A 26,708-nucleotide genomic window follows, 5' to 3' on the forward strand; every position below is an offset into this window, starting at 1 on the left:
AGAAATTTCCCAGCAACTTTCGATTGTTGCTCTGCAAACAGCGTGCCGAATGGACCTTTTCACCAAAGCTGCCGAACTCGGAATCCAGACCGGTTTTCACGACGGTCAGGGCCAGTGGCACACCACGGGCGAAGCTGCCCTGAAGCTCATTCTGGACGCCATGCCGGTGCGCACGCCGCATCGCTTCGTGGCGAGTCCGGTCGTGGTCCGGGCCGGCGAGGGTGCCCGCACGGTCCTCAATGAGGCTGCCACGTTTCCCCTGACCTGGAAAATTCTCGACGGGGTTAAGGTTATCGCCGAGGGAACAACGGAGGGGCGCGAGATCACCTGGCCGCGCGATCTGCCGGTCGGCGTGCACCGGCTCAGGCTGGTCGACGCCAAGAAATTCCCCGATGAGGCGCCGTTCATCGTCGCGCCGTCCAAGGCATTTCCCGGGACCTTCGATCGCTCCTGGATTCTCGCCGTACAGCTCTACGGCGTGCGCTCCGAGCGCAACTGGGGCATCGGCGACTTCACCGATCTGCAGGACCTGATCAGACTGGCCGCCTCGAGCGGCGCCGGCGGTGTCGGGCTCAATCCGCTGCATGCGCTGTTCGACGACCGGCCGGCCGAATGCAGCCCGTATTCGCCGAACAGCCGGCTGTTTCTCAATCCGCTTTATATCGACGTCGAGGCGCTGCCCGAATATGCGGCCAATGATAGCGGCGATATGCTGGCCACTATGCGCGCGAGCCAATTCGTCGACTATGCGGATATCGCCGCGGCGAAGTCGACAGCGATGCGTGCCGCCTTTGAGATATTTCATGCCGATCCGACCTCCGAGCGTCAGAAGGCCTTCGCCGCATTCCGCGCCGAGCGCGCGCCGCTGCTGACGCGCTTCGCCTGTTTCGAGGTGCTGCGGCATCAGCAGCAGACCGCGTGGTGGGACTGGCCGTCGGAATGGCTGCTGCCCGATGACGCGACCTGCGAGGCCTTCCGCGCCGGGCCGGACGGCAAGGAAGTCGCCTATATCGAATACGTGCAGTGGAATGCCGACCTGCAGCTCAAGGCCTGTTTCGATCTGACGACGAATCTCGGCATGCCCGTCGGCCTCTATCTCGATGTCGCGGTCGGCGTGCAGTCCGGCGGCTTCGATGCCTGGAATGAGCAGATCGCGATTTCGCGTCATCTGTCCGTCGGCGCGCCGCCCGATGCGCTGCAGCCCGCCGGACAGAACTGGGGTCTCGCCGGCTTCAATGCGGCGGGGCTGGAAGTGCAGGGCTTCGCGCCGTTCAAGGACATGCTGCGTGCCTCGATGCGCTATGCGGGCGCGGTTCGCCTCGATCATGTGCTCGGCCTCAATCGCCTCTATGTCGTGCCGCATGGCTATGACGCTGACAACGGCGCCTATGTGAAGATGCCGCTCGAAGCGCTGCTGGCGGTGACGGCGCAGGAGAGCGTCGCCAATCGCTGCGTGGTGATCGGTGAGGACCTCGGTACCGTGCCGGACGGCTTCCGCGATCATCTCGCATCCTGGGGCATCTGGTCGTATCTGGTGATGATGTTCGAGCGCGATGAACGCTATGCGTTCCGCGGCGTCGATTATTACGCGCCGAATGCACTGGTGACCTTCAATACCCACGATCTGCCGACCTATGCCGGCTGGCGCAGCCTGCACGATCTGCAGCTGAAGCGCTCGCTGGGCATCGATCCCGGCGAGAGCGACGATGCCCGCCGTTACGCGCTGCAGATGCTCGGCGAGGCGCTGCGAGCCCAGGGCATCAATACCGAAGACCTCTACGCCGTCGCTCACTTTCTCGCGCGCACGCGGACCCGTTTGCTGGCCGTCGCGTTGGAAGACTTGTTGGGTGTGATCGATCAGCCGAATATTCCCGGCACCATCAATGAGCATCCGAACTGGCGGCAGCGGCTGCCGGCCACGGTGGAGACGATGGCCACGTCGATCGATCGTGACGCGCTGCACATTGCAACCGCGGACAGGAGTTTGTCCGCATTGACGTAAATTTTGTCAGGTGGCGGAAAGACATTGTACAGCAATATCGAAGATTACGCGCTGATCGGCGATTGTGAGACCGCCGCTCTCGTCAACCGCAACGGATCGATCGACTGGCTGTGCTGGCCGGCCTTCGATTCCGACGCCTGCTTTACCGCGCTGCTCGGCACCAAGGATCACGGCCGCTGGCAAATCACGCCCGACGCTCCGATCACGGCATGCAAACGGCGCTATCGCGGCGACTCCCTCATTCTGGAAACCACGCTGGAGACGGACGACGGCGCCATCACGCTGATCGACTTCATGCCGCCGCGCGGCGCCGCTTCCGATGTGGTGCGCATTGTCCGCGGCGATCGCGGCACGGTGACGGTCCGGATGGAGCTGATCATCCGCTTCGGATTCGGCGCGGCCATCCCCTGGGTGAAGCGCGACAAGGACGGCGGCGTGCTGGCGATTTGCGGTCCCGACATGACGGTGCTGCACACGCCCGTCGAGACCCACGGCGAGAACCTCACGACCGTCGCGAAATTCGAAGTCAAACAGGGCGACAGCGTCCCGTTCGTGCTGACCTATGGGCCTTCGCATCTCAAAGTGCCAGCGCCGATCAATGTCGACGAGGCGCTGAAGGACACGGAGGAATTCTGGAAGGAATGGAGCAGCCGCTGCACCTACAAAGGCGAGCACCGTGATCTCGTGATGCGCTCGCTGATCACGCTGAAGGCGCTGATCTATGCGCCATCCGGCGGCATTGTCGCGGCGCCGACCACGTCGCTGCCCGAAAAGCTCGGCGGCTCCAGAAATTGGGACTATCGCTTCTGCTGGCTGCGCGATGCGACATTCACGCTGCTGGTGCTGATGAACAGCGGCTACACGGATGAAGCGCGCGCCTGGTATCGCTGGCTGCTGCGCGCCGTCGCCGGCGCACCGGCCGAGATGCAGATCATGTATGGCATCATGGGCCAGCGCCGCCTGCTCGAATGGGAGGCCGACTGGCTGCCCGGCTATGGCGGCGCGCTGCCCGTGCGCGTGGGGAATGCTGCGCATGCGCAGCTGCAGCTCGACGTCTATGGCGAGTTGATTGATGCCTTCCACCAGACCCGCGTTGCCAAACTCGATCTCGAGGATGGCACCTGGGCGGTGGAATGCGAGATCCTCGAACATCTCGCTTCTGTCTGGAACAAGCCCGATCACGGCATCTGGGAGCGCCGCGGCCCCGGCAAGCACTATGTGCTGTCGAAAGTCGGCTGCTGGGTTGCGTTCGACCGCGCCATCAAGAGCGCCGAGAGCTTCAATCTCAAAGGCCCTGTCGACACGTGGAAGGCGCTGCGCAAGGAGATTCACCGCGACGTCTGCGAGAAGGGGTTCGATCCCCGCGAAAACACCTTCGTGGAATCCTATGGCTCGGACGTGCTCGACGGCGCCATTCTGCTGCTGCCGGCTCTGGGTTTTCTTCCGGCCGACGATCCTCGCGTGAAGGGCACGATCGCAGCGGTCGAGAAATATCTGATACGTGACGGCTTCGTGCTGCGCCATGATCCGCGCGAGGTCACCGGCGAGGTTCAGCCCGCGGAGGGTGCGTTCCTCGCCTGCAGCCTGTGGCTGGCCGAGGCCTATATCAAGATGGGCGAGATAGCCAAGGCGGAAGAACTCTTCAATCGCGTCGTCGCGATCGCCAATGATGTCGGCCTGCTGGCGGAAGAATATGACAGCGGCGTCAAACGCCAGACCGGCAACTTCCCGCAGGCACTGACCCATATCGCGTTGATCGCCGTGGCGCATAATCTGGCGAGCGCCAAGCGTCCGCAGGAGAAGAAGGTGGAGCGGGCGAAGTAGCTCTTCTCTTAACCCTCCCTGCAAGGGGGAGGGGGGCTACGTCACGTGGCATTCCTTTTCAAAATCATCTCCACCGCGCCCGCAAAGCCTTCCTCCTCATTCGACGTCGTCACATCCGTCGCCTGCGATTTCACATCGTCGCTCGCATTGCCCATGGCGATCGACATGCCTGACACCTTGAACATCGGCAGGTCGTTGCGCATGTCGCCGATGGTGGCGATGGCCTCAAGGGAGATGCCGAGGCGCTGCGCCATAGCCTGCACAAAGGTGCCTTTGTTCTGGTTGGGCGGAGTGATGTCGAGATAATAGTTCTGCGAGCGCACGGCGACAGCCGTATCGCCCAGCGCCTTCTGCATCGCGCCCTCACAGCGCTCAAGCAACGGAAAGTCCGCGCTGGCGCCGACGATCTTGCAGGCCTTGGCAAGATAGGGCGAGAAGTCATCCACCATCACGGCCTCATGCTGGATGGTGTCGCGCTCATGCGGCACATATTTGCCGTCGTCGCGCTTGATCACCCATTCATCATTGGTGAAAATCCAGATATCGACGCCGTGGTCTTCCAACACTTCGATGGCGCGCTTGGTGGCGGATTCCGGGATCAGGTGCTGCACGATCGGCTTCAGGTCGCCGTCCACCATGGAGCTGCCGTTGAATGGGCCGATCGGCAGCGTGATCCCCAGTGGCTTCACCAGGAAGCGCATGCCGACGGGCGGGCGGCTCGACGTGATGGTGAAGCCGATGCCGGCGTCTTCCAGTTTCTTCACGGCCGCCTTGGCTGTGTCGGTGAGGCGTTTGTCGTGAGTGACGAGTGTGCCGTCGACATCGGACACCACGAGAGCGATCTTGGTCATGGTCTGATCCTTCAGGTCGGCAGTTGGCGGATGATGGCGGAGACGATGCCGTCGACATCGTCGTCGATGGATACTGTCATCGGACGTTCGTCCGGTCCGGGGATTTCGAGCGTCTTGAACTGGCTGTCGAGCAGCGTCGGCGGCATGAAATGATTCTTCCGCGCCGCCATGCGCTTGGCGATTAGCTCCCTGGAGCCGTCGAGATAGACGATGCGAATATCGTCGCGGCGGTGCAACAGCAGATCGCGATAGGCGCGCTTGAGCGCAGAACAGGCAACCACGATTTTCTCGCCGGACGCGGTGACGCGGTCGATCTCGTCGGCAATGCTCTGCAGCCAGGGCCAGCGATCGTCGTCGGTGAGTGGCTGGCCCGCGCGCTGCTTCTCGATATTTGCCTTCGGGTGAAAATCGTCGCCATCGGCGAAGCGCCAGCCGAGGCGTTCAGCAAGTGTCTTCGCGATCGTGCTCTTGCCTGAGCTGGAGACGCCCATCACCACCAGAGCCTTGGGTGCCAGGATCTTGGGTGCCAGAGTCTTGGGCGCGGTGTCAGCCACGCGCGTCGTCCGGCAGGGCGGCCTTGTCGCACAGCCAAACGGTTTCGCCGTCCGACCGCGCGCGATTGGCTGGCAGATCCTCGCCCTTCAGCACCCGCGTCAGGATTGCGCGCTTGTCCTCGCCGCTCATCAGGAACAGCATCTCGCGGCATGAGGCGAGTGCCGGCAGCGTCAGGCTGACGCGCGGCACGAAAGGCTTCACATGCGCTTCGGGCACGCCGACAACCCAGCGGTCCTTGATCTCGATGGCTGGATAGCTGGGGAACAACGATGCCACATGGCCATCGGGGCCGACGCCGAGCAACACCAGATCGAACAGCGGCTTTGCCTTGTCGAAAGTGTCTGCACCGTAGAAAGACTGCAACTCGCGCGCATAGAGCGCGGCGGCTTCATCCGGATTGTCCGCATCGGTCTTGATTGGGTGCACATTCGCAAGCGGCGCGCATGCATCCAGAAACGCAGTGCGCGCCATGCTCATGTTGTTGAGTGGATCGCCTGACGCCACGAAACGATCATCGCCGATGAACCAGTGCACGCGATCCCAGGGGATTTCGCTGCGGTAAGGCTCGGTGGCGAGCAGTTCATAGAGCCGCTTCGGGCTCGATCCGCCGGTCATGCAGATGGCGATGCGGCCGGGATTGGCCTCGATGCGCTCGATCAGCCGGTCGGCTGCGGCCTCGGCGAGAGCCACCGCATCCTCGACCACGACGATATGGCGATTGGGCGCTGTCATCGCGTCAGCTCAGCACGCGCCAGCTACGACCATCGCGCTTGAGCAGGTCGTTGGCTTCCTCGGGACCTTCGCTGCCGGCGTTGTAGGTCTTCAGCCCATCCTTGCCGGCCTTCATCCAGGCATCGAGGAACGGCTGCACGGCTCGCCAGCCGGCTTCCACGCTGTCGGCGCGCTGGAACAGGATGTTGTCGCCGATCATGCAGTCATAGATCAGCGTCTCATAGCCCGTCGCCGGTGCAGCCTGGAAGTAGTCCTTGTAGCGGAACTTCATCTCGACGCCGTCGATCTCCACAGCCGGACCGGGCACCTTGGTGTTGAACTTCAGCGAGATGCCTTCGTTCGGCTCCACCGCGATAACGAGAAAGTTCTCCGCGAGGCTTTCTACCGACGTGTCGCGGAACATGGCGAATGGTGCTTGCTTGAACTTGATCGCCACTTCGGTGCGCTTGATGCCGAGTGCCTTGCCGGTGCGCAGATAGAAGGGAACGCCGGCCCAGCGCCAGTTGTCGATCGACAGCTTCATCGCTGCATAGGTCTCAGTGGTGCTGCCATCCTTGACGTCTTTCGTCTTCAGATAGTCACCGATATCGGTATCGCCCACATGGCCGGCGACATATTGCGCGCGAACCGAATTCTGCAGCGCTTCGGCTTCGGTCTGCGTGGTGACGGCGGCGAGCACTTCAGCTTTCTCGGAGCGCACCGCATTGGCCTCGAACCGCGCGGGCGGCTCCATGGCCACCAGCGACAGCAGCTGGAACAGATGGTTCGGCACCATGTCGCGCAGCGCGCCGGTCGCGTCGTAGAACGAGCCGCGATGGCCGACGCCGAGTTTCTCGTCCACGGTGATCTGCACGTGATCGATATGGTTGCGATTCCAGATGGGCTCGAACATGCCATTGGCAAAGCGCAGCACCAGGATGTTCTGCACCGTCTCCTTGCCGAGATAGTGATCGATCCGGTAGATCTGCTGCTCGTTCATCAGGCCGAGCAGTTCACTGTTCAGCTTCTTCGCGGATTCAAGGTCGGTGCCGAACGGCTTCTCGACCACGAGGCGGCGCCACGAGCCGTTTTCCTTCAGCATGCCGGTGCGGCCGAGCTGACGCGCGATCGGCGCGAAGGCCGAAGGCGGCGTCGCCAGATAGAACAGGCGATTGCCGCCGGTGCCGCGCGCTTCCTCGAGTTTGTCGAGCTGGTCGCGCATGCGATCAAAGGAATCCGGCTCGCCCGGATCGGCCTCGATACAGGTGACGCAATTGAGCAGCTTCTGCGCGATGGCGTCGTCAACCGGGCGCGTCGCATATTGCTTCAGGCCCTTCATCAGGTCGTCGCGGAGTTCCGCGCCGGTCATGTCCTTGCGGGCGATGCCGACGACGCAGAATTTCTCCGGCAGAAGATCGGCCGCCTGCAGGTTATACAGCGCCGCGATGACCAGCCGGTGGGCGAGATCGCCGGTGACGCCGAAGATCACGAATGCGCAAGGGTCTGGCTTCTTCTTGGATTTGGCAGGGCCTGGAGCTTGTATCTCGGTCATGCGGGCTACGCCTTTGGTTTGATGATATCAGGCGCGTCCTGCCGTTTTGGATCCGGATGCTGATCGGGCTCTTTGTGGCCGCCGAAACCGGCGCGCATCGCGGATAGAATCTTCTCTGCAAATGTGTGCTCCTTGCGCGACCGAAACCGCGCAAACAGCGCCGCCGTCAGAACTTCGGCGGGGACCGCTTCGTCGATGGCGGCATTCACCGTCCAGCGGCCTTCGCCGGAATCCTCGACAAAGCCCGAATAGGTGTCGAGCGTCTCGTTCTTGGCCAGCGCGGACGATGTGAGGTCGAGCAGCCATGACGGGATCACGCTGCCGCGGCGCCAGACTTCGGCGATGTCAGGCAAATTCAAATCGAAGCGATGCGCCTCCGGCAGCGCCTCGATATTGGCGTTCTTCATGATGTCGAAGCCCTCGGCATAGGCCTGCATCAGTCCGTATTCGATGCCGTTATGGACCATCTTGACGAAATGCCCGGCGCCGACCGGGCCGGCATGGATGTAGCCGTTCTCGATGCGCGGATCGCTGTTGTCGCGGCCCGGCGTGCGCGGGATGTCGCCGATGCCCGGCGCCAGTGTCTTGAAGATCGGATCGAGCCGATCAACGACGCTCTTTTCACCGCCGATCATCATGCAATAGCCGCGATCGATGCCCCAGACGCCGCCGGACGTGCCGACGTCGATGTAATACAGGCCCTTCTCCTTCAGCGCCTGGCCGCGGCGAACATCGTCCTGCCAGAAGGTATTGCCGCCATCGATGATGGTATCGCCGGGCTCCAGCAGCCTAGTCAGCGCATCGATGGTGGTTTCGGTGATCTTGCCGGCCGGCAGCATGACCCAGACCGCGCGCGGCTTGTCGAGCTTCTTCACGAAATCTTCGAGCGACGATCCGCCGGTGGCACCTTCGGAGGCAAGGCCGCTGACGGCCTTGGCGTCCTTGTCATAGACGACGGCGGTGTGACCGTTCTTCATCAGGCGGCGGACAATATTTCCGCCCATTCGGCCGAGACCGATCATGCCGAGCTGCATTGTGTGATGTCCTTTATTGATTGCGCATGACCCGAAGCAATGTCCGGGCCATGCGGATCGTCGTTTAGTTCAATGCGGCAGTCATCGCCTTGTCGAGAACAGCAAGTCCGGCCTTGAGATCGCCCTTGAGATGGACGCGCAGCGCGCGGCGGTTGCGATCCGTCAGCACGCCGAAGTCACCACGCGCCTGTGCCGCCTTGATGACACCGAACGAGGCGCGGTAATCCGGGATGGCGAGATCCTTGGCATCGTCCGCGGTGATCTGCAGGAAGACACCGGTATCCGGCCCGCCTTTATAGGCCTGACCGGTCGAGTGGAGGAAGCGGGGGCCGAATTCGGCGCAGGTCGCCACCTTCTTCTTGTCGCGCACCGCCATCCGCATCTGCTGCAGCGTGTCGATATGCGCGCCGTCGCGTTCGACATAAGCGAGCAGGGCGACATAATCGCCGGGCGTGACGCGCCGGAAATGCGCTTTCAACCATGACGTCAGATCGCCATCGGCGCCGGCCTTCTTCAGCAGTTCGGCATTGCTGTCGTCGGTATAGAGATCGGCATCCTTCGACGACACCACCGGCGTTTCCGGCGGCAGCGAACCGGTTTTCTCGAAGGCTTCCGTCAGCTCGCGTGTCTTGATCTTGGCGGCCTCGACGTCCGGCTGGTTGAACGGATTGATGCCGAGTATGGAGCCGGCAACGGCTGTCGCGATCTCAAAGCGGAAGAACTCCTGGCCGAGATGGTCGACGGACGGCATCACGAGGCGTGCGACGGGATGGCCCGCCTTTTCAAGCGCGGCGAGCTTGTCGTCATGCGCCTTGTCGTCTTCGCCAGATGTGCGCAGGTCGATGAAGAAGCGGTCCGTGCCATAGACGGAAGGTTCGCCCAGCGTCTCGCCGTCGATCGGGATCAGGCCCTTGCCGTCCTTGCCGGTGGACTCGGCGATGAGCTGTTCGGCCCATGCGCCGAAATCGGCGATTTTCTTCGAGGACAGGATGGTGACCTTGTCGCGGCCATCGAGCCCGGCATTGCCCATCGCAAGGCCGAGCTGCACGCCGGGATTTTCAGCGGGCGGCACGTCGGGCCCGCAGGAGCGGACCATCGATAGCGTGAGATCCAGCAGTTTGGTGAGGTCGACGCCTGCAGCAGCGGCCGGCACAAGGCCGAATGGCGACAGCACCGAATAGCGCCCGCCGATGGTCGGGTCGCCGTGGAAGATGCGTGCAAATTTTTGGGTCTTCGCGACCTTCTCCAGCGATGAGCCGGGATCGGTCACGGCGACGAAATGAGATCCGGCCTTGTCGGCACCGACCGCCTTGGTCACCTCGTCGAAGAAATAGTTCTTCATCACATTCGGCTCGGTGGTGCCACCGGACTTGCTGGAGACGATGAACAGCGTCGAGGCGATCTTCACGGCTTTGCCCATGGCCGCCACCTGCGCGGGATCGGTGGAATCCAGCACATGCAGTTTCGGGAAGCCCGACACCTTGGCAAAGGTCTGCGCCAGCACTTCCGGCCCGAGGCTCGAGCCGCCCATGCCGAGCACGACCGCATCGGTGAATCCCTGCGCCTTCACCCATTTGGCGAAGTCGTTGTAGTCGGCGAGCTTGGCCTTCTCGGCAAAGGCACTGTTCAGCCAGCCCAGCCACTTGTCTTCATCGGCGCCGGTCCAGACCGATTTGTCCTTGTGCCAGAGCCGGCGGATCTTCGCCGAACCGCGCCACTCTTCGGTGGAGGTTGCGACCTTCTTCGTGATGCCGTCGCCGAGCGCGAGCTTCTGCGATCCGATCCCGTTACCCAGCGACGTCGCGCGCTTGTGCGCCACCGCGCCATACAGCTTGTCGGCCGCATCGGCGAACAGCTTGACGCCGTCGATCACCAGTTCGGTGGTGATCTTGTCCAGCGAAATACCGGTCCTGGCGAGATCGGCCAGCACCTTCTTCGCGTCCTCGACATTCTCTTCGAGGCTGTCGCGCACTTCGCCGTGGTCGCGGAACGCGTCCAGCGTGGCGGGCGGCACGGTGTTGACAGTGTTCTTGCCGATCAGCTCTTCCACATAGAGCGTGTCGCGATAGTCCTTGCTCTTCACGCCGGTCGAGGCCCAGAGCAGGCGCTGCGGTTTTGCGCCTTTGGCCTTCAGCTTCTCCCAGCGCGGGCCGGCGAACAATTTCAGATATTCCTGATAAGCGAGCTTGGCATTGGCGATGGCGACCTTGCCCTTGAGGTCCTTGAGCCGCGCCTTCTCGGATGGATCGTTGGCCTTGGCAATCTTCTCGTCGAGCTGCTTGTCGACTTGCGCATCGATGCGGCTGACGAAGAAAGAGGCGACGCTCGCCACATGGGAGGGATCGCCGCCGCCGGCGACGTATTTTTCGAGACCATTGAGATAGGCCTCGGCGACCTCGACATAGGTCTTCTGCGCGAACAGCAGCGTCACATTGATGCTGATGCCTTCGCCGATCAGTTGCTGGATGGCAGGCAGGCCCTCCGGCGTCGCCGGCACCTTCACCATCAGGTTCGGGCGCTTGACGCTCGCCCACAGGCGCTCCGCCTCGGTGACCGTGCCCTTGGTGTTATTGGCGAGATAGGGCGAGACTTCGAGGCTGACGAAACCGTCATCGCCCTTCATCTTGTCATAGACCGGCTTCAGCACGTCGGCGGCGTGCTGGATGTCCTCGACGGCGATGTGCTCGAACAGGTCGGCCGGCGACTTGTCGCCGGACTTCAAGGCCTCGGCAATCGGGGCATCATATTCGTCCGAACTTCCGATCGCCTTCTCGAAGATCGCCGGGTTCGACGTCACGCCTTTCACGGCGTCGGTGTCGATCAGCTTCTTGAGGTCGCCCTTGGCGACGAAGCCGCGGGCGAGGAAGTCGAGCCAGACGGCCTGACCATGGGATTCGAGTGCTTTGACGGGATTCATGATGCCTTGTTCTGCTTACAATTATCAAAAGGCCGATCGCCGCGTGAACGTGCCGCGGCCCGGTTCCAATGATCGCCCCAAACCCATACGCATGGCAAGCCGAACGGTTCCATTCAGGGCGCGGGAGCCGGATCGCAATTCCGTGTTTGGCCAGAACGGTGCGTGAATGACGATTGTGTAAATTTTGTGCGTCGGTTTTGTGGGCGGCGATGTGGAGGGTCCTTGTGTGGGGAAGCACGAACCTCTCCCCACGTCATGGCCGGGCTTGACCCGGCCATCCACGTCTTCTCTCACGCGCTGCCAAGGCGTGGATACCCGGCGTGCGCCGGGCATGACGAGTTTCAACAAGTAGCCTGGGATGCATTCTAAGGCCGGATATACGCATACCCTTGCGACTGCAGCTCTGCGATCCGGACCACGCCGCCGCGGTCGGCGACAGTGAAGCCCGGCAGCAGGCCGTCCAGCGTAACATCCTGCGCCTTCATGGTGTTGCCGCAGGCGGCCAGTTGCAGGCCTGCCTTGGTGAATTTGCTGACCCGCGCGGTAATGTCGGGATTGGCGGAAGCCCGGGCAAATGACTTCAGCGCCGGGCCGAGCACGACCAGCGCGATGGTAACGTTGTCGGGGCCGCCGACGCCATCGAAGTGGTTCTGGATATTGCCGAGGGCGAAATTCACCCTGTCGGCATCGGCGAGATGATAGACGACCTTGAGCCTGGTGGGCGGCTTGTTGTCGGCCGTCACGGCATTCGCTCGCGATGCCAATAGTCCCGCGCCGACCGACGACAGGGCGGTCCACAATAGGCTGCGTCGATTCATGGTTCGCTCCGCTTTGGCGTCAATCACGTTCACTTGCTGCGCATCGCGGCGAGTTCCTTGCGGTCCGTGATCAACGATTCACATTCCTTCAGGTCCGTGCGATCGAGCCGGAAAATCTTGTCGTCTTCGCCGCCGGTAAGCGCGTCTGTGCCGGGTTCTTCATCGGGTTTGCTGTTCTGCCAGATGCGGACGCGCTCGACGCGGACCAGCGTCGCGTCGTTTCCCTTGGCCAGGCCGATCGCAATGCCACCGCCATCGCAATCGACGCTGCATGCGAACTTCACCTCCTGGCCCTTGTCGGTATCCTGGATATGGCCGCAGGAGCCGCTGGAATCCCAGTCGCCTTTGCGATGGCGATATTTGAAGCCGAGCCGGAACGAGTAGGGCGTGTAACTTTCCTCGGGCGGATGCCCGGCGACTACCAGCAGCTTCATGGTGCTGACCTTCTGCTTGGGATGCCGCGCCAGATGCTCGGCGTCATAGCGCCGGACGAAGCAGGCATAGGTCAGCTTCGGACCCAGCGGGCCGGCAAACATGAGCTTGTTGAATTCGGCTGCCTTCACGGCGTCGACCTTGGCCGGCTCGTCCTCGGCGCGCGTCAGCGGGCCGCTCATGATCAAAGCGGTAGTGAGAACCACAAGGGACAGCACACGGATGGTCATCGACGTCTCGCAAGGTGAGGCGGCCCGTTGCGGGCCAGTTCACCTTGGTCGCGTCAGAGGTGGGATGCGTTCAATCGGAGATCGGCGCTCAAAGATCGCTCTTCGCCAGATCCCACATCAGCCGGTAGGTCCCCTCGGAAATCAGCTCTGCCTTTGCCGCTGCAATGGCCGCAGTGAAGCGGCCCTTCATGGTCGCAGCCACAGCATCGACATCGGTGCCGTCGATCATCACATACCAGTCGCGCGCCGCCGGATTGGGCGCGGCCAGATCGTCGGTGAGCGGCTTCGAGAGGCGGGGATCGCTCTCCATCAGATGCATCGAAATGATGCCGTGCAAATTGCCGGGATCGAGCTGTGCTTCGATCGTGCTGCGCAGCCTGTCAGCGCCGTCGGCGGGTGGCCGGATGCGCACCAGCCCGAGCGCCGCGCCGCGGCCCTGGCCGCGGCTGACAGTGATCCGCGCCACCGAACGCAGCATGTTCTGGAAACGGCCGATATTGGTCAGCGACCACTTCGTCTGGTTCGCCAGCGCCGTGCGATAGGCCTCGCTGTCCAAGACGTCGAATGTCCTGGTCGAATACAGACCGAGATATTTCGGCCTGGCATTCACGGCCACATAGCGCCTCGCTTCATTGAAGCCCTCGATGGCGACACGCTCGGCGAGATGCTCGCGGTCGTACCACGCGTTGAATTCCTGCTCGTGGCTGGCGTCGATATCCATCGACGTCATCAGCATTCCCGTGCCTTTGATCGGCATTCCAGAAGTCCTATTTCAGTTTCGACGCCACATCGGCGATGGCCTTCATGACCGCATCGCGCATGCCGGGGTCATACAGGCTGTGACCGGCGCCTTCAACGATGCGCACCTCGGCATTCGTCCAGCGCCTGGCCAGGGCATGCGATGTCGCGGGCGGGCAGAGGAAGTCGTAACGGCCCTGAATGATGACGCCGGGAATGCCGGTGAGTTTGCCGGCGTCTTCCATGAGCTGATGCGGCCGCATAAAGCAGTCGTGCTTGAAGTAATGCGCTTCCATCGCTGGCGTCGCCGGCATCGGCCGCGTCTGGTTGCCAAGCTCGGCAAGGTCGAGCCGTGTGCGCTTCGGCGCGATTTCGGACAGGATGGCTTCGGTGCCGCCCCAGGCGCGGATCGCCGGGACATGCACGGCCGGATCGGCATCGAGAATGCGGCGATAGAAGTTGGGCAGCGGATCGGCGCGCTCGGCTTCGGCAAGGGCGCTCAGAAAATCTCCATGCAAGCCGGGATAATGCCGCGGCAGCATGGTGTTGAAGACATCGTGCAATTCTTCCCGCGTGCCGAGAAACGTTGCACGCAGCACGATGCCGGTCACGCGATCCGGATGGGCCTGCGCATAGGCCAGCGCCAGCGTCGCTCCCCAGGAGCCGCCGACCACGAGCCATTTGTCGAAGCCGAATTGGGTGCGGATCGTTTCCATATCGGCGATCAGATGCGGCAGCGTGTTCGCCTCGCGCTTGCCTTTGGGCTTGCTGCGGCCGGCGCCGCGCTGATCGAACAGAACGGTGTGAAAGCGCTGCGGATCGAACAGCCGGCGGTGATCGGGCTGGCAGCCGGAGCCGGGGCCGCCATGCAGATAGACTGCGGGAATGCCGTCGCTGCGGCCGACGCTCTCCACATGGATTGCGTGGCCGTCGCCGACATCGAGATGTTCCGAGGTCAGCGGCGCGAACAGGTCCGCGCTCGCCGGGGCGGGGACATCAGCGGCCATGGATGTCGTCCGCGTCCGGCTCCAGCGTGCCGCCTTTGAAGTTGCGATAGATGAAGCGGTCGCGGCCCTCAGTGGATTCCGTTTCGGCCATTTTGAAGATTTCGGCGTGAACAGGCGACAGCGTGCAGGCGGGGTCGGTATTCCCGGCATCGCCGGTCAGCGCGAAGGCCTGGCAGCGGCAGCCGCCGAAATCCACTTCCTTGAACGCGCAGCTCTGGCACGGTTCGGGCATCCAGCCGGTGCCGCGATAGCGGTTGAAAGCTTCGGAGTTCTGCCAGATCCAGGCGATCGAATGATTGGAGCGCACGGATTCAAATTCCATCCCGGTGATGGTCTCGGCGGCATGACAGGGCAGGATCTTGCCGGCCGGCGAGATGTTGAAGAACTGCCGCCCCCAGCCGCCCATGCATTTTTTCGGGCGCAGCGCGTAATAGTCCGGGACGACATAGTCGATATCGAGAATGCCTTTCAGGCGAACCTGCGCATCCTCGACGATGCGGCTGGTCTCGTCGATCTGATCGATGGTCGGCATCAGGGCGGCGCGGTTCTTCAGCGCCCAGCCGTAATATTGCACATTCGCGACCTCTAACCGGTCGGCGTCGAGATCGACCGCCATCTGGATGATGTCAGCGAGCTGATGCAGGTTCTGCCGGTGCATCACCGCGTTTACGGTCAGCGGCAGATCGAGCTCGCGCGTCCATCTGGCGACTTCGAGCTTCTTCGCGTGGCCATTGCGATAGCCGCCGACGCGGTCGGCCACCACGGGCTCATTGCCCTGGAAGCTGATCTGCACATGGCATAGCCCGGCATCGGCGAGCGCGGAGAGTTTGTCGCGCGTCAGCAGCACCGCCGAGGTGATGAGATTGGAATAGAGGCCCACATCCGTTGCGTGCTGGACCAGTTCGACGATGTCCTTGCGCGCGGTCGGCTCGCCGCCGGAGAAGTGGATCTGCAGCACGCCGATTTCGGCAAGCTCGGACAGCACCTTCTTCCATTCGTCGGTGGTCAGCTCGGTGCTGCCGCGGTCGAGTTCCACGGGATTGGAGCAGTATGGACATTGCAGCGGGCAGCGATGGGTGAGTTCGGCCAGCACGGCGAGGGGAATCCCGAAGGTCTCAGCCGTCGAGCGCGTGCGCTCCATGATCGCGAGACTGTCGGCGGGATCGGTGAAGACGGGACTGGCGTCGGTGAGGGTGGGACTCATGCTGTCTTCTCCCGCGCTTGCGTGAGAAAACCCTTGTCGGCGAGATCCTGCAGCATCGCGAGAACATCGGTGCCGATATCGTCGCGCGGTGCGGCGTATTTGGCGACCAGGAGATCGATAATATCGGCGACGTTACGTTCGCCATCGCAAAGCTGGAGGATTTCGACGGCGATATCGTCCGGCGCCAGCACGCGCTCCGGCGCGAGGATCACCCAGCGCTGGCGCGTCTCGTCGAACTTCAGCTTGGCGTGGCGCGGCAAGATCGGCTTGCTGGCCTCGCTGACGCTGATCCGACGATTGCTGCGCAACTCCGTCATCGTTGCCTTCTTACTTGGCCGGGACGAACGCGCCCGGCGGCACATGGCCATCGACATAGGCATGATACAGCGCATCGAGCTGCACCCACAACACATTGGTCTTGAAGATCAGTGCATTGCAAACCGCGCGGCGCTCGGCCGGGGTGTTGGCGTGCTGCTTGACGTAATCCAGCGCAAAGCCGGCATCGCGGGGCGCCTGGGTCAGGCGGCGGCTGAAATAGCTCATGATGTCCGGATTGACGAAGTCATAGTGCTTCAGCATGCCAGAGATGCGCTCCTCATGCAGGTTGGGGGCGAACAGTTCCGTCAGCGACGAGGCGATGGCCTCAAGCGGCGTCCTGTCGCGCACGAAATGCACATAGGCCTCCACGGCGAAACGCGTCGCCGGCAGGATGCCCTCGGTGGATTCCACATAGGCTGAGTCGAGGCCGAGCCCTTCGGTCAGCTTCAGCCAGCGCTCGATGCCGCCTTCGGCGCCGGTATCACCGTCGTGATCCTCGATCCGGTGCCGCCATTCCAGCCGCGTCGCGCGGTCGCGGAAGCGCGAGATCACGACGGCGTCCTTGATCGGGATCGTGCTCTGATAATAGTAGCGGTTCAGTGCCCAGGCCTGCACCTGGCCCTTGTTGAGCTTGCCGCCATGCAGCAGCTTATGAAACGGATGCAGCGAGTGATAGCGCGTCGCGCCGATATGGCGCAGCGTCTCTTCGAGTTGCGCGGCATTGTCCAGCGGGACTACGGGCGAAATCGAATAGGCGGAAATGGCGTTGGCGCCGATCATGTTTGCACTTGTCATGGTAGCACCTGGGGCGTTCACAGCGTGATCTCCATGCCATTGCCGGGAATCTGCCAGCCGGCGGTGGTCAATGCGGCGCGCTCGGTGGAATCATGCAGCAGCGCCGGGTTCGAATTGTTGATGTGCAGAAAGAACTTTCTGGCGATGCCGGCATTGGCCAGTTCATTGATGGCGCCATCCGCGCCGGACATCGACAGATGCCCCATGCTCTGGCCGGTCTTCTGACCCAATCCTGCCGCGATGAGTTCGTCGTCGCGCCACACGGTACCGTCGAAGAACACCAGCGGGGCGCCGGAGATGCGCGTCTTCAGTTCGGGCGTCACCCGCGCGCAGGCCGCGATAAAATAGAAATACTTGCCGGTGGCCTTCTCGGCAATTCGCAGACCCAGCGTGTCGCCATCGCCATCTTCACCGGCCGGATGCGCCTGACCTTCGAGATACCACGCGCTTTTGCCGGGCACGGTGAAGGGCAACACCTCCAGGCCGGACGGCGTGCCATCCTGCAGCTTCGGTTCGAAAGACGTATCAATCTCGATGGCTTCGCGGCGCACATTCTTGTCCGAGAGCACGTTGAAAATGCTGTTGGCTTTCAGGATCGCCAGCACACGTGTGTGCGCATAGATTGTAAATGGCGAACCTTCCCGCATCGACAAGAGCCCGGCCACCGCATCGACCTCGCCATTGGTGAGAATCACGCCCGCGATCGGCGAGTGTCTGACATGATCGGGATGGGGGTGAAGCTGGGGCGTATCGGTGACCTGTTGTCGCAGGTCGGGCGAGGCATTGATCAGGAACCAGTTGGCGTTGTCGGCAGACACCGCGATGGAGGCTTGCCCGCTCCGCAGTTCGGGTCGCTCATTACGCGCCGCACGACAAATCAGGCATCCGCAATTCCATTGCGGAACACCGCCGCCGGCCGCGGCTCCAAGAACGACAACACGCAACATGAGATCGCCCTGAATCCCGGCCAATTCGCGTCTCGTAAAAAGACGCGGGGCGCCCGTCAATGACGAAGGCGCCCCCAAAACTTAAGATCTTAGCGTGAGCTCAAGTCTTACTTGCGCGCTGCGCAGGCGTACATGTTGATTTCCATGCCGACTGCAACTTCGACGATCTTCGGTGCTTTCCAGGCCATATTTATCTCCCGCTTCTCTGCAGTCAGGTACTGCATAACCACAACTCTAATCCCTGCTCAAAGGTTCGCCAACAACTTCGTCATCACAATGTGAAGCGATGGGGGTACAATATGCGTGCAATGCACAATCGATTGCACTGCAACATTGCAATGGCGAGAACGTTCCATAGATAGCGAAGGCCTTTGGTTGAAAGGCATTGATTCGTACTCAGCCCGCCGCATCTTCCGGGATATTCGCGTGGTCTGAGGTCTTCTGCGTCCGCGCCCAAGCCCAGTGCCAAGAGAATTGCCATGCCGCTTTATTTCTTCAACACACGCATCAACGACGAGCTGGTGGTCGATCCCGAAGGCGAGGAGCTGCGGGATCCCGATCATGCCTGGGATGTGGCGCGGTCGATGATTCTGCAATTGCTGCGCTCCGAAGGCACGCCGAGCGATCTGCTCAAAGCGGTGCTTGAGGTGACGGACAAGAACGGCGAGATCGTGCTTGAATTTCCGTTCACCGAAGCACTGCTCGATGCCACCGATGAGTCCGCAACGCGGCATTAGAGCGTTGTCGAGCGAAGTGGGCACCGGTTCGCGTCAAGAAAACGCGTCAATACAAAAAGCCAGAGCCTCGGTTCTGATTCTATCAGAACCGAGAAGGCTCTAGCCGATTGCGGGAATCCGCACAGGCTTGCTCGCGCGTGATGTTTTGATTGCGCAGCGACATAAAAATATCCAACAGTGCGATCCGGAAAGCCTCGGGGGCGGCGCATCTCATGTGCTGCGAGCAGAGAAGGCTTCCGTAAAAAGGGGAGAGATCCATGAGTGTCTACACGTCCGCACGCCGGGCATTGCTTGCCGGTGCGTTCATCGGCGTCTTTGCAAGCGGCGCTTTTGCCCAGCAGTCCGATACATCACCTGCAACACCGGCTCCTGCAGCAGCTCCGAGTGCAGCGCCTGCAGCACCACAGGCTGCCGCTCCGGCACCTGCAGCTGCGCCAGCCGTTGCCGCCGCGCCTGCACTGCCGCCCGGCTCGCCGCTGATCGGTCGTCCCGATGGCGCTGCCGCAGCGAAGCTCGCGCCCGTCGCGCCGCCGCCGATTCCGTCCGCCGCCGACAAGCTGCCGACTGCCAAACTGAAAGTGCCCGCCGGCTTCAACATCGAAGTCTATGCGGCCGGCATGGCCAATGCGCGCTCGATGCGCGAGGGCGACAAGGGCACGGTCTTTGTGGGTTCGCGCCTGGTCGACAAGGTCTATGCCGTCATGAACAAGGACGGCAAGCGCCAGGTAAAGGTGCTGGCCTCTGGCCTCTATCGCCCGAACGGTCTCGCCTTCAAGGACGGCACGCTCTACATCGCCGAACTGTCGAAGATCTCGAAGATCGAAAAGGTGGAAGACAATCTCGAAAACCCGCCGAAGCCGACCATGATCTACGACAACCTGCCGAAGGATGAAGCCCATGGCTGGAAGTTCATCGGCATCGGCCCGGACAACAAACTCTATGTGCCGGTCGGTCAGCCCGGCAACAACGTGCTGCATGACGAGGCCCATGGCCAGATCCGCCGCATGAATCTCGATGGCACCGGCGCCGAGATCTATGTGAAGGGCGTCCGGAACACCGTCGGCTTCGACTGGAATCCGACCACCAAGCAGATGTACTTCACCGACAACGGCCGCGACTGGATGTCGGAAGCGGTGCCGGAGGATGAACTCAACCGTGTCACCAAGGCGGGTGAGGATTTCGGCGCGCCATACTGCCTGCAGGGCAATATCCTCGATCCGGAATTCGGCTGGGGTAAATCTTGCGCCGACTACACCGCGCCGGTCGGCCTGCTCGGGTCGCATACGGCGGCACTGGGCATGCGGTTCTACACCGGCAAGATGTTCCCGGCCGCCTACAAGGATGCGATCTTCATCGCGCGCCATGGTTCCTGGAACAAGACAACGAAGCTCGGCGGTGACGTCGTTGTCGCGAAGCTCAACAAGGACGGCACGGTGAAATCCGTCGAGCCGTTCCTCACCGGCTTCATCGAGGACAACAAATATGTCGGCCGCCCCGTCGACGTGCTGCAGATGAAGGACGGGTCGCTGCTGGTCTCCGACGACTGGAACGGCGCGATCTATCGCATCACCTATGGCAAGCAGAAGGTGGCGGGCGCGAAGTGACGACGTTTTCTCACCTCTCCCCGCTTGCGGGGAGAGGTCGACTGCAACGCGCGAAGCGCGTGAAAGTCGGGTGAGGGGGACTCTCCACTTGCTCCGAGCGCGGTGAGAGTCCCCCTCATCCTCACCTTCTCCCCGCAAGCGGGGAGAAGGAATTCGCCACGCCGGAGTTTCAGTATTCAGAAAGTTCAAAGCCGATGCGCCCGTTTGCCGTCATCGTAGCTCTTTTTCTCTCGACGTCCCCACTCTTCGCCGCCGAACCCATCACCGAGCGGGCCGCGCCGTGCCTCGGTTGTCACGGCGAGAAGGGTGTCTCCGCAACCGAGAACACGCCGTCGCTCGGCGCGCAGCAGCCGGCTTATTCCCTGATCCAGATCTACATGTTTCGCGAGAAGCTCCGCGTCGCAGAGCCGATGAACGACATGGTGAAGGATTTCACCGATGATGACCTGCGCCTGTTCTCGGATTATCTCGCCACGCTGCCGAAGCCTGTCGCTCTGGAAGCGGGCGATCCTGCGCGAATGCAGGCTGCGAAAGCGCTGACATCGCAATTCCGCTGCGATAGCTGCCACAACGCTGATTTCTCCGGCCGCGACAATATCCCGCGCATTGCCAACCAGCGCGAGGACTACCTCGCCAAGACCATGCGCGAATACAAGGACAACTCCCGCCACGGTTACGATGCCACCATGGCCGATGTGATGCAGTCGATCTCCGAAGCGCAGATCGTGGAGCTGGCTTATTTTCTCGCAAGGGTGAAGTGACGTCGCGCGGGCTCACCCGCGCGACGTCATTCCGGGGCAGGCCGGGCTGCACAGCGGACCGGAATGAGCCCGGAATCCCGACATGTTCAGCTCCCACTGTCATTCCGGGGCGCGGCCGGCTCTTGCCGGACGCGAACCTCAGCCATTCCACTTGGAATGGTGGGGAATCTCGAAGTTTTTGCGCTGAACATGCTGGGATTCCGGGTTCGCGTCCGGCAAGAGCCGGCCACGCCCCGGAATGACGAGTGTGGGGCGGCAAGCAGTGCCCAAACATTTTTTCCTATTTCTTATTGACAATATCCTGCCGTGGATTATATTCCCCTTCGTCCGGCCCCGATGAGAGGGGCGAGCGCGATCGTCACGTTCGCGGGGCTGGATGCGGTGGACGCCGGAGATGCGGCGTCACGCGGTTCACGGGGGACGTCTGTCTTCGGGCAGGACGGATCTGCGCCAGCACTGCCACTGGCAAGGAGACGGCCGACCTTGGGATGGAAAGACCCCTGGACAGTGTGACGGACGACCAAGTCAAAACGCGTTCGGCTTACTCGCTTGAGGCTACCCTGTCCCTCCGCCCTGGGACATTAATTTTGGTGATGGGACCGTTCGCCATGGCAGATGTGCAGGCAACCGAAAAAACACCGTATGCGGAACGTCGGGCACTTGCTCGGCGCCTCCGAAAGTCCTGATGCACTCTCAATTGCGGAAGACCGCATTCGCATCAGGCCCAAGGGTGCAACGGGCACCCGGCGTTCCGCACGCCCTCTCACAAGGGGGCGGAAAGGAATGCGCAAACCTCGGACGCTTCGGCGCCGCGAGAATACGAGCGTTTGGCCGATTGGCAATCTCCGCCCGCCTGCGTTAACAAGCGACAAGCAATGGAGCATTCTATGAACGATCTCTGGCGTCTGTCGGCAACCGATCTGTCGGCATTGATTCGCGACCGTAAGGTCTCTGCCCGTGAGGCCACTGTTGCAGGGCTCGCGCGGCTCGATGCGGTGAACCCTGCCATCAACGCGGTGGTCGACCATCGCCCAGACGAAGCGCTGGCGCGGGCGGATGCGGTCGATGCGGCGATCGCTGATGGAGAGGATGTCGGTCCCCTCGGCGGCGTGCCCATCACCGTCAAAGTGAATATCGACTACGCGACCTATCCGACCTCGAACGGCGTGAAGATCCAGAACGAGATCATCGCCAAGACCAACAGCCCGGTGATCGACAATCTGCTGAAGGCCGGCGCCGTCATCATCGGCCGCACCAATTGCCCGGCATTTTCCTATCGCTGGTTCACCACCAATCAGCTCTATGGCGATACCAAAAACCCGCGCGATCCCTCGCTGACGCCGGGCGGCTCGTCAGGCGGCGCGGGCAGCGCGGTCGCGGCCGGTATCGGACACATCGCGCACGGCACCGATATCGCCGGCTCGATCCGCTATCCTGCCTATGCCTGCGGCGTGCACGGTCTGCGTCCCACGGTCGGTCGCATCGCTGCCTACAATCAGGCGCTGCCCGAGCGCATCATCTCCGGTCAGATTACCGCGGTGTCAGGTCCCTTGGCGCGGACCATCAACGATGTACGCCTTGGCCTCGCCGCGATGTCACAGCCGGATGCGCGCGATCCCTGGTGGGTGCCGGCGCCGCTTGAAGGACCCAAGCGCGAGAAGCGTGCCGCCATGTGCCTGCGGCCCGACGGGCTCGCCATATCAGCCGATGTCGAAGCCGCCGTGCGCGATGCCGGCAAGCGGCTGGAGCGGGCAGGGTGGATCGTCGAGGAAGTCGAGAACACGCCGGCGCTGCGCGAGGCTGCGGCCTTGCAGACGCAGCTCTGGTTCGGCGACGGCTATCAGGGCATGCTGGATGCTGCCGAACGCGAGGGCGATCCCGCAGCACTGGTCTGTCTGCGCGGACAGAAGGACAAGCTCAAGGACTTCGAGAATGGCGGCCTGTCCCGCGCGCTGGTGCGCCGTTCCACCTTCGTGCGCGACTGGGAAATGTTCTTGCAGCGCTATGCCGTGGTGTTGATGCCGATGTCCGGCGAATTGCCGTTCCCGGATCATCTGGATATGCAGGGCCAGGAAGGCTTCGATCGCGTCTGGGCCGCCCAGATGCCGCAGATTGGCATTCCCTTCATGGGCCTGCCGGCGCTGAGCGTCGCCACAGGCCTCGTCGGCCGTGCGCCGACCGGCGTGCAGGTCGTGGCCGGCCGTTACCGCGAGGATCTCTGTCTGCTGGCCGGCGAAGCCATCGAGGCCGGCGGTACCCCGCCGATGCCTTGCGACCCCGTGACGGCCTGAGAGGGATCAGTGCGATGACCGGCATCTCCGATTTTTCTGCGAACGCACTGACAGGTGAGCCTGTCGCGCTCAAGCAGTTCGAAGGAAAGGTGCTGCTGATCGTCAATACCGCCAGCGCCTGCGGATTCACGCCGCAATATGCGGGGCTGGAGAGACTGCAGCAGGATTTTGCACCGCGCGGATTTTCCGTGCTGGGCTTTCCCTGCAACCAGTTCGGCGCGCAGGAGCCGGGCGACGCCAAGGCGATCGAGAGCTTCTGCGAGGCCAATTACCACATCACCTTCCCACTGTTTGAGAAGATCGACGTGAATGGCGCCGGGGCGCATCCATTGTATAATTACCTGAAATCTGAAAAGTCCGGATTGCTGGGTTCGGGGATCAAATGGAATTTTACCAAATTCCTGATCGACCGTTCCGGACGGGTCGTCGAGCGTTTTGCGCCGACCGCCAAACCTAAATCACTGCGAGAGAAAATCGAGGCGCTGCTATGACCGACAACACCAATGCATCAGCCGATCTGCCTGATCGTCTGTCCACCGATCCGCGAAGCCCGTTCTACAATGCCGAAGTGCTGCAGCGCGATGTCGGCATTCGCTTCAAGGGTGCCGAGAAGACCAATGTCGAGGAATATTGCGTCAGCGAAGGCTGGGTGAAGGTGCCCGCCGGTGCGGCAAAGGACCGGTACGGCAATCCGCTGCTGATCAAGCTGACCGGCTCTGTTGAGCCGTATTTCCGCGACTAACGCCACGAAAGCGCCGAAAGCCCTGCTGCGGGAAGCTGACCTGTTCGCAGCAGGCGTTGACCAGCAAAAAGGCGTTGCCCGCATAAATTTGAAGCTTAAAGTAATTGCAGTTTCCGGCTACGCTGCGTCCGTCAGCATGATGGACACAGTCGGGCCGTCGTGATTGCAATGCGTGCATGGCAAATGAAGGACCGGGAATGCAGGTGGTGTCGCTACGTTCGGACGCTCACGCCGAGTCGGAACCGGTTTCCGGCCGCAAACCCGCTTCAGCCATGATCGAAATCGAGCACGTCTCGCAGCGCTTCCAGACCTCCGGCAAGCAAAGCCATCTGGCGCTGTCGGATATCAACCTCACCATCGAAGACGGGGCCTTCGTCTCGATCCTCGGACCCTCAGGCTGCGGCAAGTCGACCTTGCTCTATATCGTCGGCGGCTTCGTGCAGCCGACCGATGGCGTTGCCAAGGTGAAGGGCAAAGCGATCACGGGACCGGGTCCCGATCGCGGTCCGGTGTTTCAGGAATTCGCGCTGTTTCCGTGGAAGAACGTGCTCGGCAATGTCATGTATGGCATGCGCCAGCAGGGCATGAAGAAGGTTGAAGCCGAAACGCGCGGCCGCAAGCTGCTCGAGATGGTCGGCCTCAAGGGCTACGAGAATTTCTATCCGAAAGAACTCTCCGGCGGCATGAAGCAGCGCGTCGCGATCGCGCGCACGCTGGCTTATGATCCCGCCGTGCTGCTGATGGATGAGCCGTTCGGCGCGCTCGATGCGCATACCCGCACGCGGCTGCAGAACGATCTGCTCGACATCTGGGATACACAGCGCAAGACGGTGCTGTTCGTCACCCATTCGGTCGAGGAAGCCGTCTATCTCTCCGACAAGGTGATCGTGATGTCGCGCTCGCCGGGCAGCATCAAGGAAATCGTCGATATCGATCTGCCGCGGCCGCGCAAGCGCGCGGATCTGCTGCTCGACGCACGGTTCCAGAAATACATCGTCGATATCGAGAAGATGATCGACGACGGCAAGGACCATCTGTGATGACCGGGCGCGGGGTGCTCAAGACACTTTCGCCATTGTTCGCCTGCATCGGGTTGCTGTGTGTCTGGCAGATTGCCTCGCTGCGGCTGGATACCGAGAGCTTCCCGACGGCACTGGAGTCGATCAAGGCGATTCCGTCGATCCTCGGGGACAAGGGATCGCTGCTGAACATTCTCGATTCCATCCGCCGGATGACCATCGGGCTCGTGCTCGCGGTGATGTTTGCGATCCCGCTCGGTTTGCTGATGGGGCGCATCAAGGCTGTCGCGGCCTTCTTCAATCCGCTGATGATGATCATCTATCCCGTGCCAAAAGCAGCGCTGATGCCCATCATCATGCTGTGGATGGGCGTTGGCGACGTCTCCAAGATTCTTGTCATCTTCCTCGGCGTCAGCCTGCCGATCATCTATCACGCCTTCCAGGGCTCCAAAGCCGTCGAAGAAAAGATGCTGTGGTCCGGTGCGGCGATGGGCATGTCGGCGCCAATGCGCATGCTGCGTATCGTGCTGCCCGCGGCGCTGCCGGAAATTCTCACGGGCTGCCGCACGGGTCTGGTGCTGGCGCTGATCACCATGATCACCTCCGAGATGATCGCGCGCCAGTCCGGCGCCGGCAACATCCTGTTCAACTCGCTCGACATGGCGCAATACGACACGGTGTTCGCGATGATCCTGATCATCGGCGCCATGGGCATCATCTTCGACGCGGCCTTCGAGAAGCTTCGCCTGTCGCTGGTGCGCTGGTCGCAACCGCGCGATGACATGCCTCTCAGCTTCACGTGAGCACGACATGAACCAGGAACGCATCAATTCGGTTCTGCTGGGCATCACGCCGATCGTGCTGTTCATCGCGCTGTGGCAGTCGCTGATCTCATTCGGCTTCGCGCCGACGAGCTTGTTGCCGCCGCCGGGCGCGGTGTTCGGAAAGCTGGCGAAGGACTTCTTCAACGGCGACTTTCTGCACGATATCGCCGCGACATTGATCCGGCTGTTTGCCGGCTTCGGCATTGCCGTGGTCGTCGGCGTGTTCATCGGTCTTGCTGCAGCGGTGAGCCCGGCAGTCAATGCCGTCGTCAAGCCGCTGGTGCGCGTGCTGGCGCCGATCCCGAAGATCGCGCTGTATCCCGCGCTGCTGCTGATCCTCGGCTTCGACCACGCCTCCAAGATCACGCTGGTGACTGCCGACGCGCTGTTCCCGATCCTGCTCTCGACCTATTACGGCGCGTCGATGGTCGAGCAGAAGCTGATCTGGTCCGCGATGGCCGCCGGCACGCCGCGCTGGCAGATACTGTTCAAGGTGGTGCTGCCCGCCGCGATGCCATCGATCCTCACCGGCTGCCGCATCGGCCTCGTGATCTCCTGCATCGTGGTATTCCTCGCCGAGATGATCACCTCGACCGATGGCCTCGGTCACATGCTGGTGCAGGCCGCGCGCACGTTTCAGACCGTGGATATGTTCGTGCCGCTGATCATGATATCGATGCTCGGTCTGATCCTGAACAGCCTGCTGCACTGGCTACGCAGCTATCTGCTGCGGGGCTTTCCGGAAGTGTAAAGACAGCTATCAAACACTCAGCCCTCATGGTGAGGAGGCGCCTC

General features: G+C 62.1%; 26 protein-coding genes. 11 read left to right on the forward strand and 15 right to left on the reverse strand.

Annotated features, from left to right (window positions below):
- The first annotated feature begins 49 nt into the window (after positions 1–49).
- The gene (malQ, locus tag AB8B20_RS29670) at positions 50–2,002 is read left to right on the forward strand and encodes a 4-alpha-glucanotransferase (protein ID WP_439070721.1); all 1,953 of its coding nucleotides are present in this window, start codon (positions 50–52) and stop codon (positions 2,000–2,002) included.
- A gap of 24 nt (positions 2,003–2,026) precedes the next feature.
- Positions 2,027–3,826, forward strand: a complete 1,800-nt coding sequence (locus AB8B20_RS29675; protein ID WP_089267451.1) for a glycoside hydrolase family 15 protein — start codon at positions 2,027–2,029, stop codon at positions 3,824–3,826.
- A gap of 41 nt (positions 3,827–3,867) precedes the next feature.
- Here AB8B20_RS29675 and AB8B20_RS29680 read toward each other — a convergent pair whose 3' ends face one another.
- The 15 genes from AB8B20_RS29680 to pqqA form a co-directional block, all read right to left on the reverse strand.
- Positions 3,868–4,677 carry an HAD family hydrolase gene (locus AB8B20_RS29680; RefSeq protein ID WP_439070722.1) on the reverse strand — a complete coding sequence of 270 codons (810 nt, stop codon included), beginning with the start codon at positions 4,675–4,677 and terminating at the stop codon, positions 3,868–3,870.
- 11 nt (positions 4,678–4,688) lie between these two features.
- A complete protein-coding gene (locus AB8B20_RS29685; RefSeq protein WP_439072975.1) occupies positions 4,689–5,168 on the reverse strand; it encodes a gluconokinase in 480 nt (159 codons plus the stop codon).
- Positions 5,169–5,223: 55 nt separating this feature from the next.
- Positions 5,224–5,964, reverse strand: coding sequence for a 6-phosphogluconolactonase (gene pgl / locus AB8B20_RS29690; protein ID WP_439070723.1), 741 nt, complete (start codon positions 5,962–5,964; stop codon positions 5,224–5,226).
- A gap of 4 nt (positions 5,965–5,968) precedes the next feature.
- Positions 5,969–7,495, reverse strand: coding sequence for a glucose-6-phosphate dehydrogenase (gene zwf / locus AB8B20_RS29695; protein ID WP_439070724.1), 1,527 nt, complete (start codon positions 7,493–7,495; stop codon positions 5,969–5,971).
- Positions 7,496–7,500: 5 nt separating this feature from the next.
- Entirely contained in the window at positions 7,501–8,529 is a 1,029-nt protein-coding gene (gene gnd, locus AB8B20_RS29700) for a phosphogluconate dehydrogenase (NAD(+)-dependent, decarboxylating) (RefSeq protein ID WP_439070725.1), read from the reverse strand.
- A 64-nt stretch (positions 8,530–8,593) separates the two neighbouring features.
- Entirely contained in the window at positions 8,594–11,446 is a 2,853-nt protein-coding gene (locus AB8B20_RS29705) for a bifunctional transaldolase/phosoglucose isomerase (RefSeq protein ID WP_439070726.1), read from the reverse strand.
- A 365-nt stretch (positions 11,447–11,811) separates the two neighbouring features.
- The gene (locus AB8B20_RS29710) at positions 11,812–12,264 is read right to left on the reverse strand and encodes a DsrE family protein (protein WP_439070727.1); all 453 of its coding nucleotides are present in this window, start codon (positions 12,262–12,264) and stop codon (positions 11,812–11,814) included.
- A 29-nt stretch (positions 12,265–12,293) separates the two neighbouring features.
- Positions 12,294–12,926 carry a hypothetical protein gene (locus AB8B20_RS29715; protein WP_439070728.1) on the reverse strand — a complete coding sequence of 211 codons (633 nt, stop codon included), beginning with the start codon at positions 12,924–12,926 and terminating at the stop codon, positions 12,294–12,296.
- Between the two features lie 88 nt (positions 12,927–13,014).
- Positions 13,015–13,683, reverse strand: coding sequence for a hypothetical protein (locus tag AB8B20_RS29720; RefSeq protein ID WP_439070729.1), 669 nt, complete (start codon positions 13,681–13,683; stop codon positions 13,015–13,017).
- Between the two features lie 10 nt (positions 13,684–13,693).
- On the reverse strand, positions 13,694–14,671 hold the full coding sequence (gene pip / locus AB8B20_RS29725) for a prolyl aminopeptidase (protein WP_093760694.1): 978 nt from the start codon (positions 14,669–14,671) through the stop codon (positions 13,694–13,696).
- The gene (gene pqqE / locus AB8B20_RS29730; protein WP_439070730.1) at positions 14,661–15,875 is read right to left on the reverse strand and encodes a pyrroloquinoline quinone biosynthesis protein PqqE; all 1,215 of its coding nucleotides are present in this window, start codon (positions 15,873–15,875) and stop codon (positions 14,661–14,663) included. Before pqqE ends, pip begins: the two co-directional genes overlap by 11 nt.
- Positions 15,872–16,192: a pyrroloquinoline quinone biosynthesis peptide chaperone PqqD gene (gene pqqD, locus AB8B20_RS29735; RefSeq protein WP_231077647.1), complete on the reverse strand. Its 321-nt coding sequence runs from the start codon at positions 16,190–16,192 to the stop codon at positions 15,872–15,874. The genes pqqE and pqqD overlap by 4 nt, the downstream gene beginning before the upstream one ends.
- Positions 16,193–16,202: 10 nt before the next feature.
- On the reverse strand, positions 16,203–16,973 hold the full coding sequence (pqqC, locus tag AB8B20_RS29740; protein ID WP_439072976.1) for a pyrroloquinoline-quinone synthase PqqC: 771 nt from the start codon (positions 16,971–16,973) through the stop codon (positions 16,203–16,205).
- Positions 16,974–17,005: 32 nt separating this feature from the next.
- Complete coding sequence (gene pqqB / locus AB8B20_RS29745) at positions 17,006–17,935, reverse strand: pyrroloquinoline quinone biosynthesis protein PqqB (RefSeq protein WP_439070731.1); 930 nt, start codon at positions 17,933–17,935, stop codon at positions 17,006–17,008.
- Positions 17,936–18,042: 107 nt separating this feature from the next.
- Positions 18,043–18,123, reverse strand: coding sequence for a pyrroloquinoline quinone precursor peptide PqqA (pqqA, locus tag AB8B20_RS29750; RefSeq protein ID WP_089267584.1), 81 nt, complete (start codon positions 18,121–18,123; stop codon positions 18,043–18,045).
- Positions 18,124–18,414: 291 nt separating this feature from the next.
- Here pqqA and AB8B20_RS29755 point away from each other — a divergent pair, with 291 nt between their 5' ends.
- The 9 genes from AB8B20_RS29755 (at position 18,415) to AB8B20_RS29795 (ending at position 26,664) form a co-directional block, all read left to right on the forward strand.
- Positions 18,415–18,672 (forward strand): DUF6894 family protein, encoded by a 258-nt coding sequence (locus AB8B20_RS29755; RefSeq protein WP_116660886.1) that lies wholly within the window; start codon positions 18,415–18,417, stop codon positions 18,670–18,672.
- 257 nt (positions 18,673–18,929) lie between these two features.
- Positions 18,930–20,276, forward strand: a complete 1,347-nt coding sequence (locus AB8B20_RS29760) for a PQQ-dependent sugar dehydrogenase (RefSeq protein WP_439070732.1) — start codon at positions 18,930–18,932, stop codon at positions 20,274–20,276.
- Positions 20,277–20,470: 194 nt separating this feature from the next.
- Positions 20,471–21,037, forward strand: coding sequence for a c-type cytochrome (locus tag AB8B20_RS29765; RefSeq protein ID WP_439070733.1), 567 nt, complete (start codon positions 20,471–20,473; stop codon positions 21,035–21,037).
- Positions 21,038–21,924: 887 nt separating this feature from the next.
- On the forward strand, positions 21,925–23,328 hold the full coding sequence (locus AB8B20_RS29770) for an amidase family protein (RefSeq protein ID WP_439070734.1): 1,404 nt from the start codon (positions 21,925–21,927) through the stop codon (positions 23,326–23,328).
- A gap of 14 nt (positions 23,329–23,342) precedes the next feature.
- On the forward strand, positions 23,343–23,819 hold the full coding sequence (locus AB8B20_RS29775; protein WP_439070735.1) for a glutathione peroxidase: 477 nt from the start codon (positions 23,343–23,345) through the stop codon (positions 23,817–23,819).
- Positions 23,816–24,070, forward strand: coding sequence for a DUF3297 family protein (locus AB8B20_RS29780; RefSeq protein WP_089267433.1), 255 nt, complete (start codon positions 23,816–23,818; stop codon positions 24,068–24,070). Before AB8B20_RS29775 ends, AB8B20_RS29780 begins: the two co-directional genes overlap by 4 nt.
- 197 nt (positions 24,071–24,267) lie before the next feature.
- The gene (locus tag AB8B20_RS29785) at positions 24,268–25,110 is read left to right on the forward strand and encodes an ABC transporter ATP-binding protein (protein ID WP_439072977.1); all 843 of its coding nucleotides are present in this window, start codon (positions 24,268–24,270) and stop codon (positions 25,108–25,110) included.
- Entirely contained in the window at positions 25,110–25,892 is a 783-nt protein-coding gene (locus tag AB8B20_RS29790) for an ABC transporter permease (protein ID WP_439070736.1), read from the forward strand. The genes AB8B20_RS29785 and AB8B20_RS29790 overlap by 1 nt, the downstream gene beginning before the upstream one ends.
- A gap of 7 nt (positions 25,893–25,899) precedes the next feature.
- Positions 25,900–26,664: an ABC transporter permease gene (locus AB8B20_RS29795; protein WP_068732140.1), complete on the forward strand. Its 765-nt coding sequence runs from the start codon at positions 25,900–25,902 to the stop codon at positions 26,662–26,664.
- Positions 26,665–26,708 lie beyond the last annotated feature (44 nt).

It is taken from the genome of Tardiphaga sp. 866_E4_N1_4 (assembly GCF_052076075.1).
In the GTDB taxonomy this organism is placed as follows: domain Bacteria; phylum Pseudomonadota; class Alphaproteobacteria; order Rhizobiales; family Xanthobacteraceae; genus Tardiphaga; species Tardiphaga robiniae.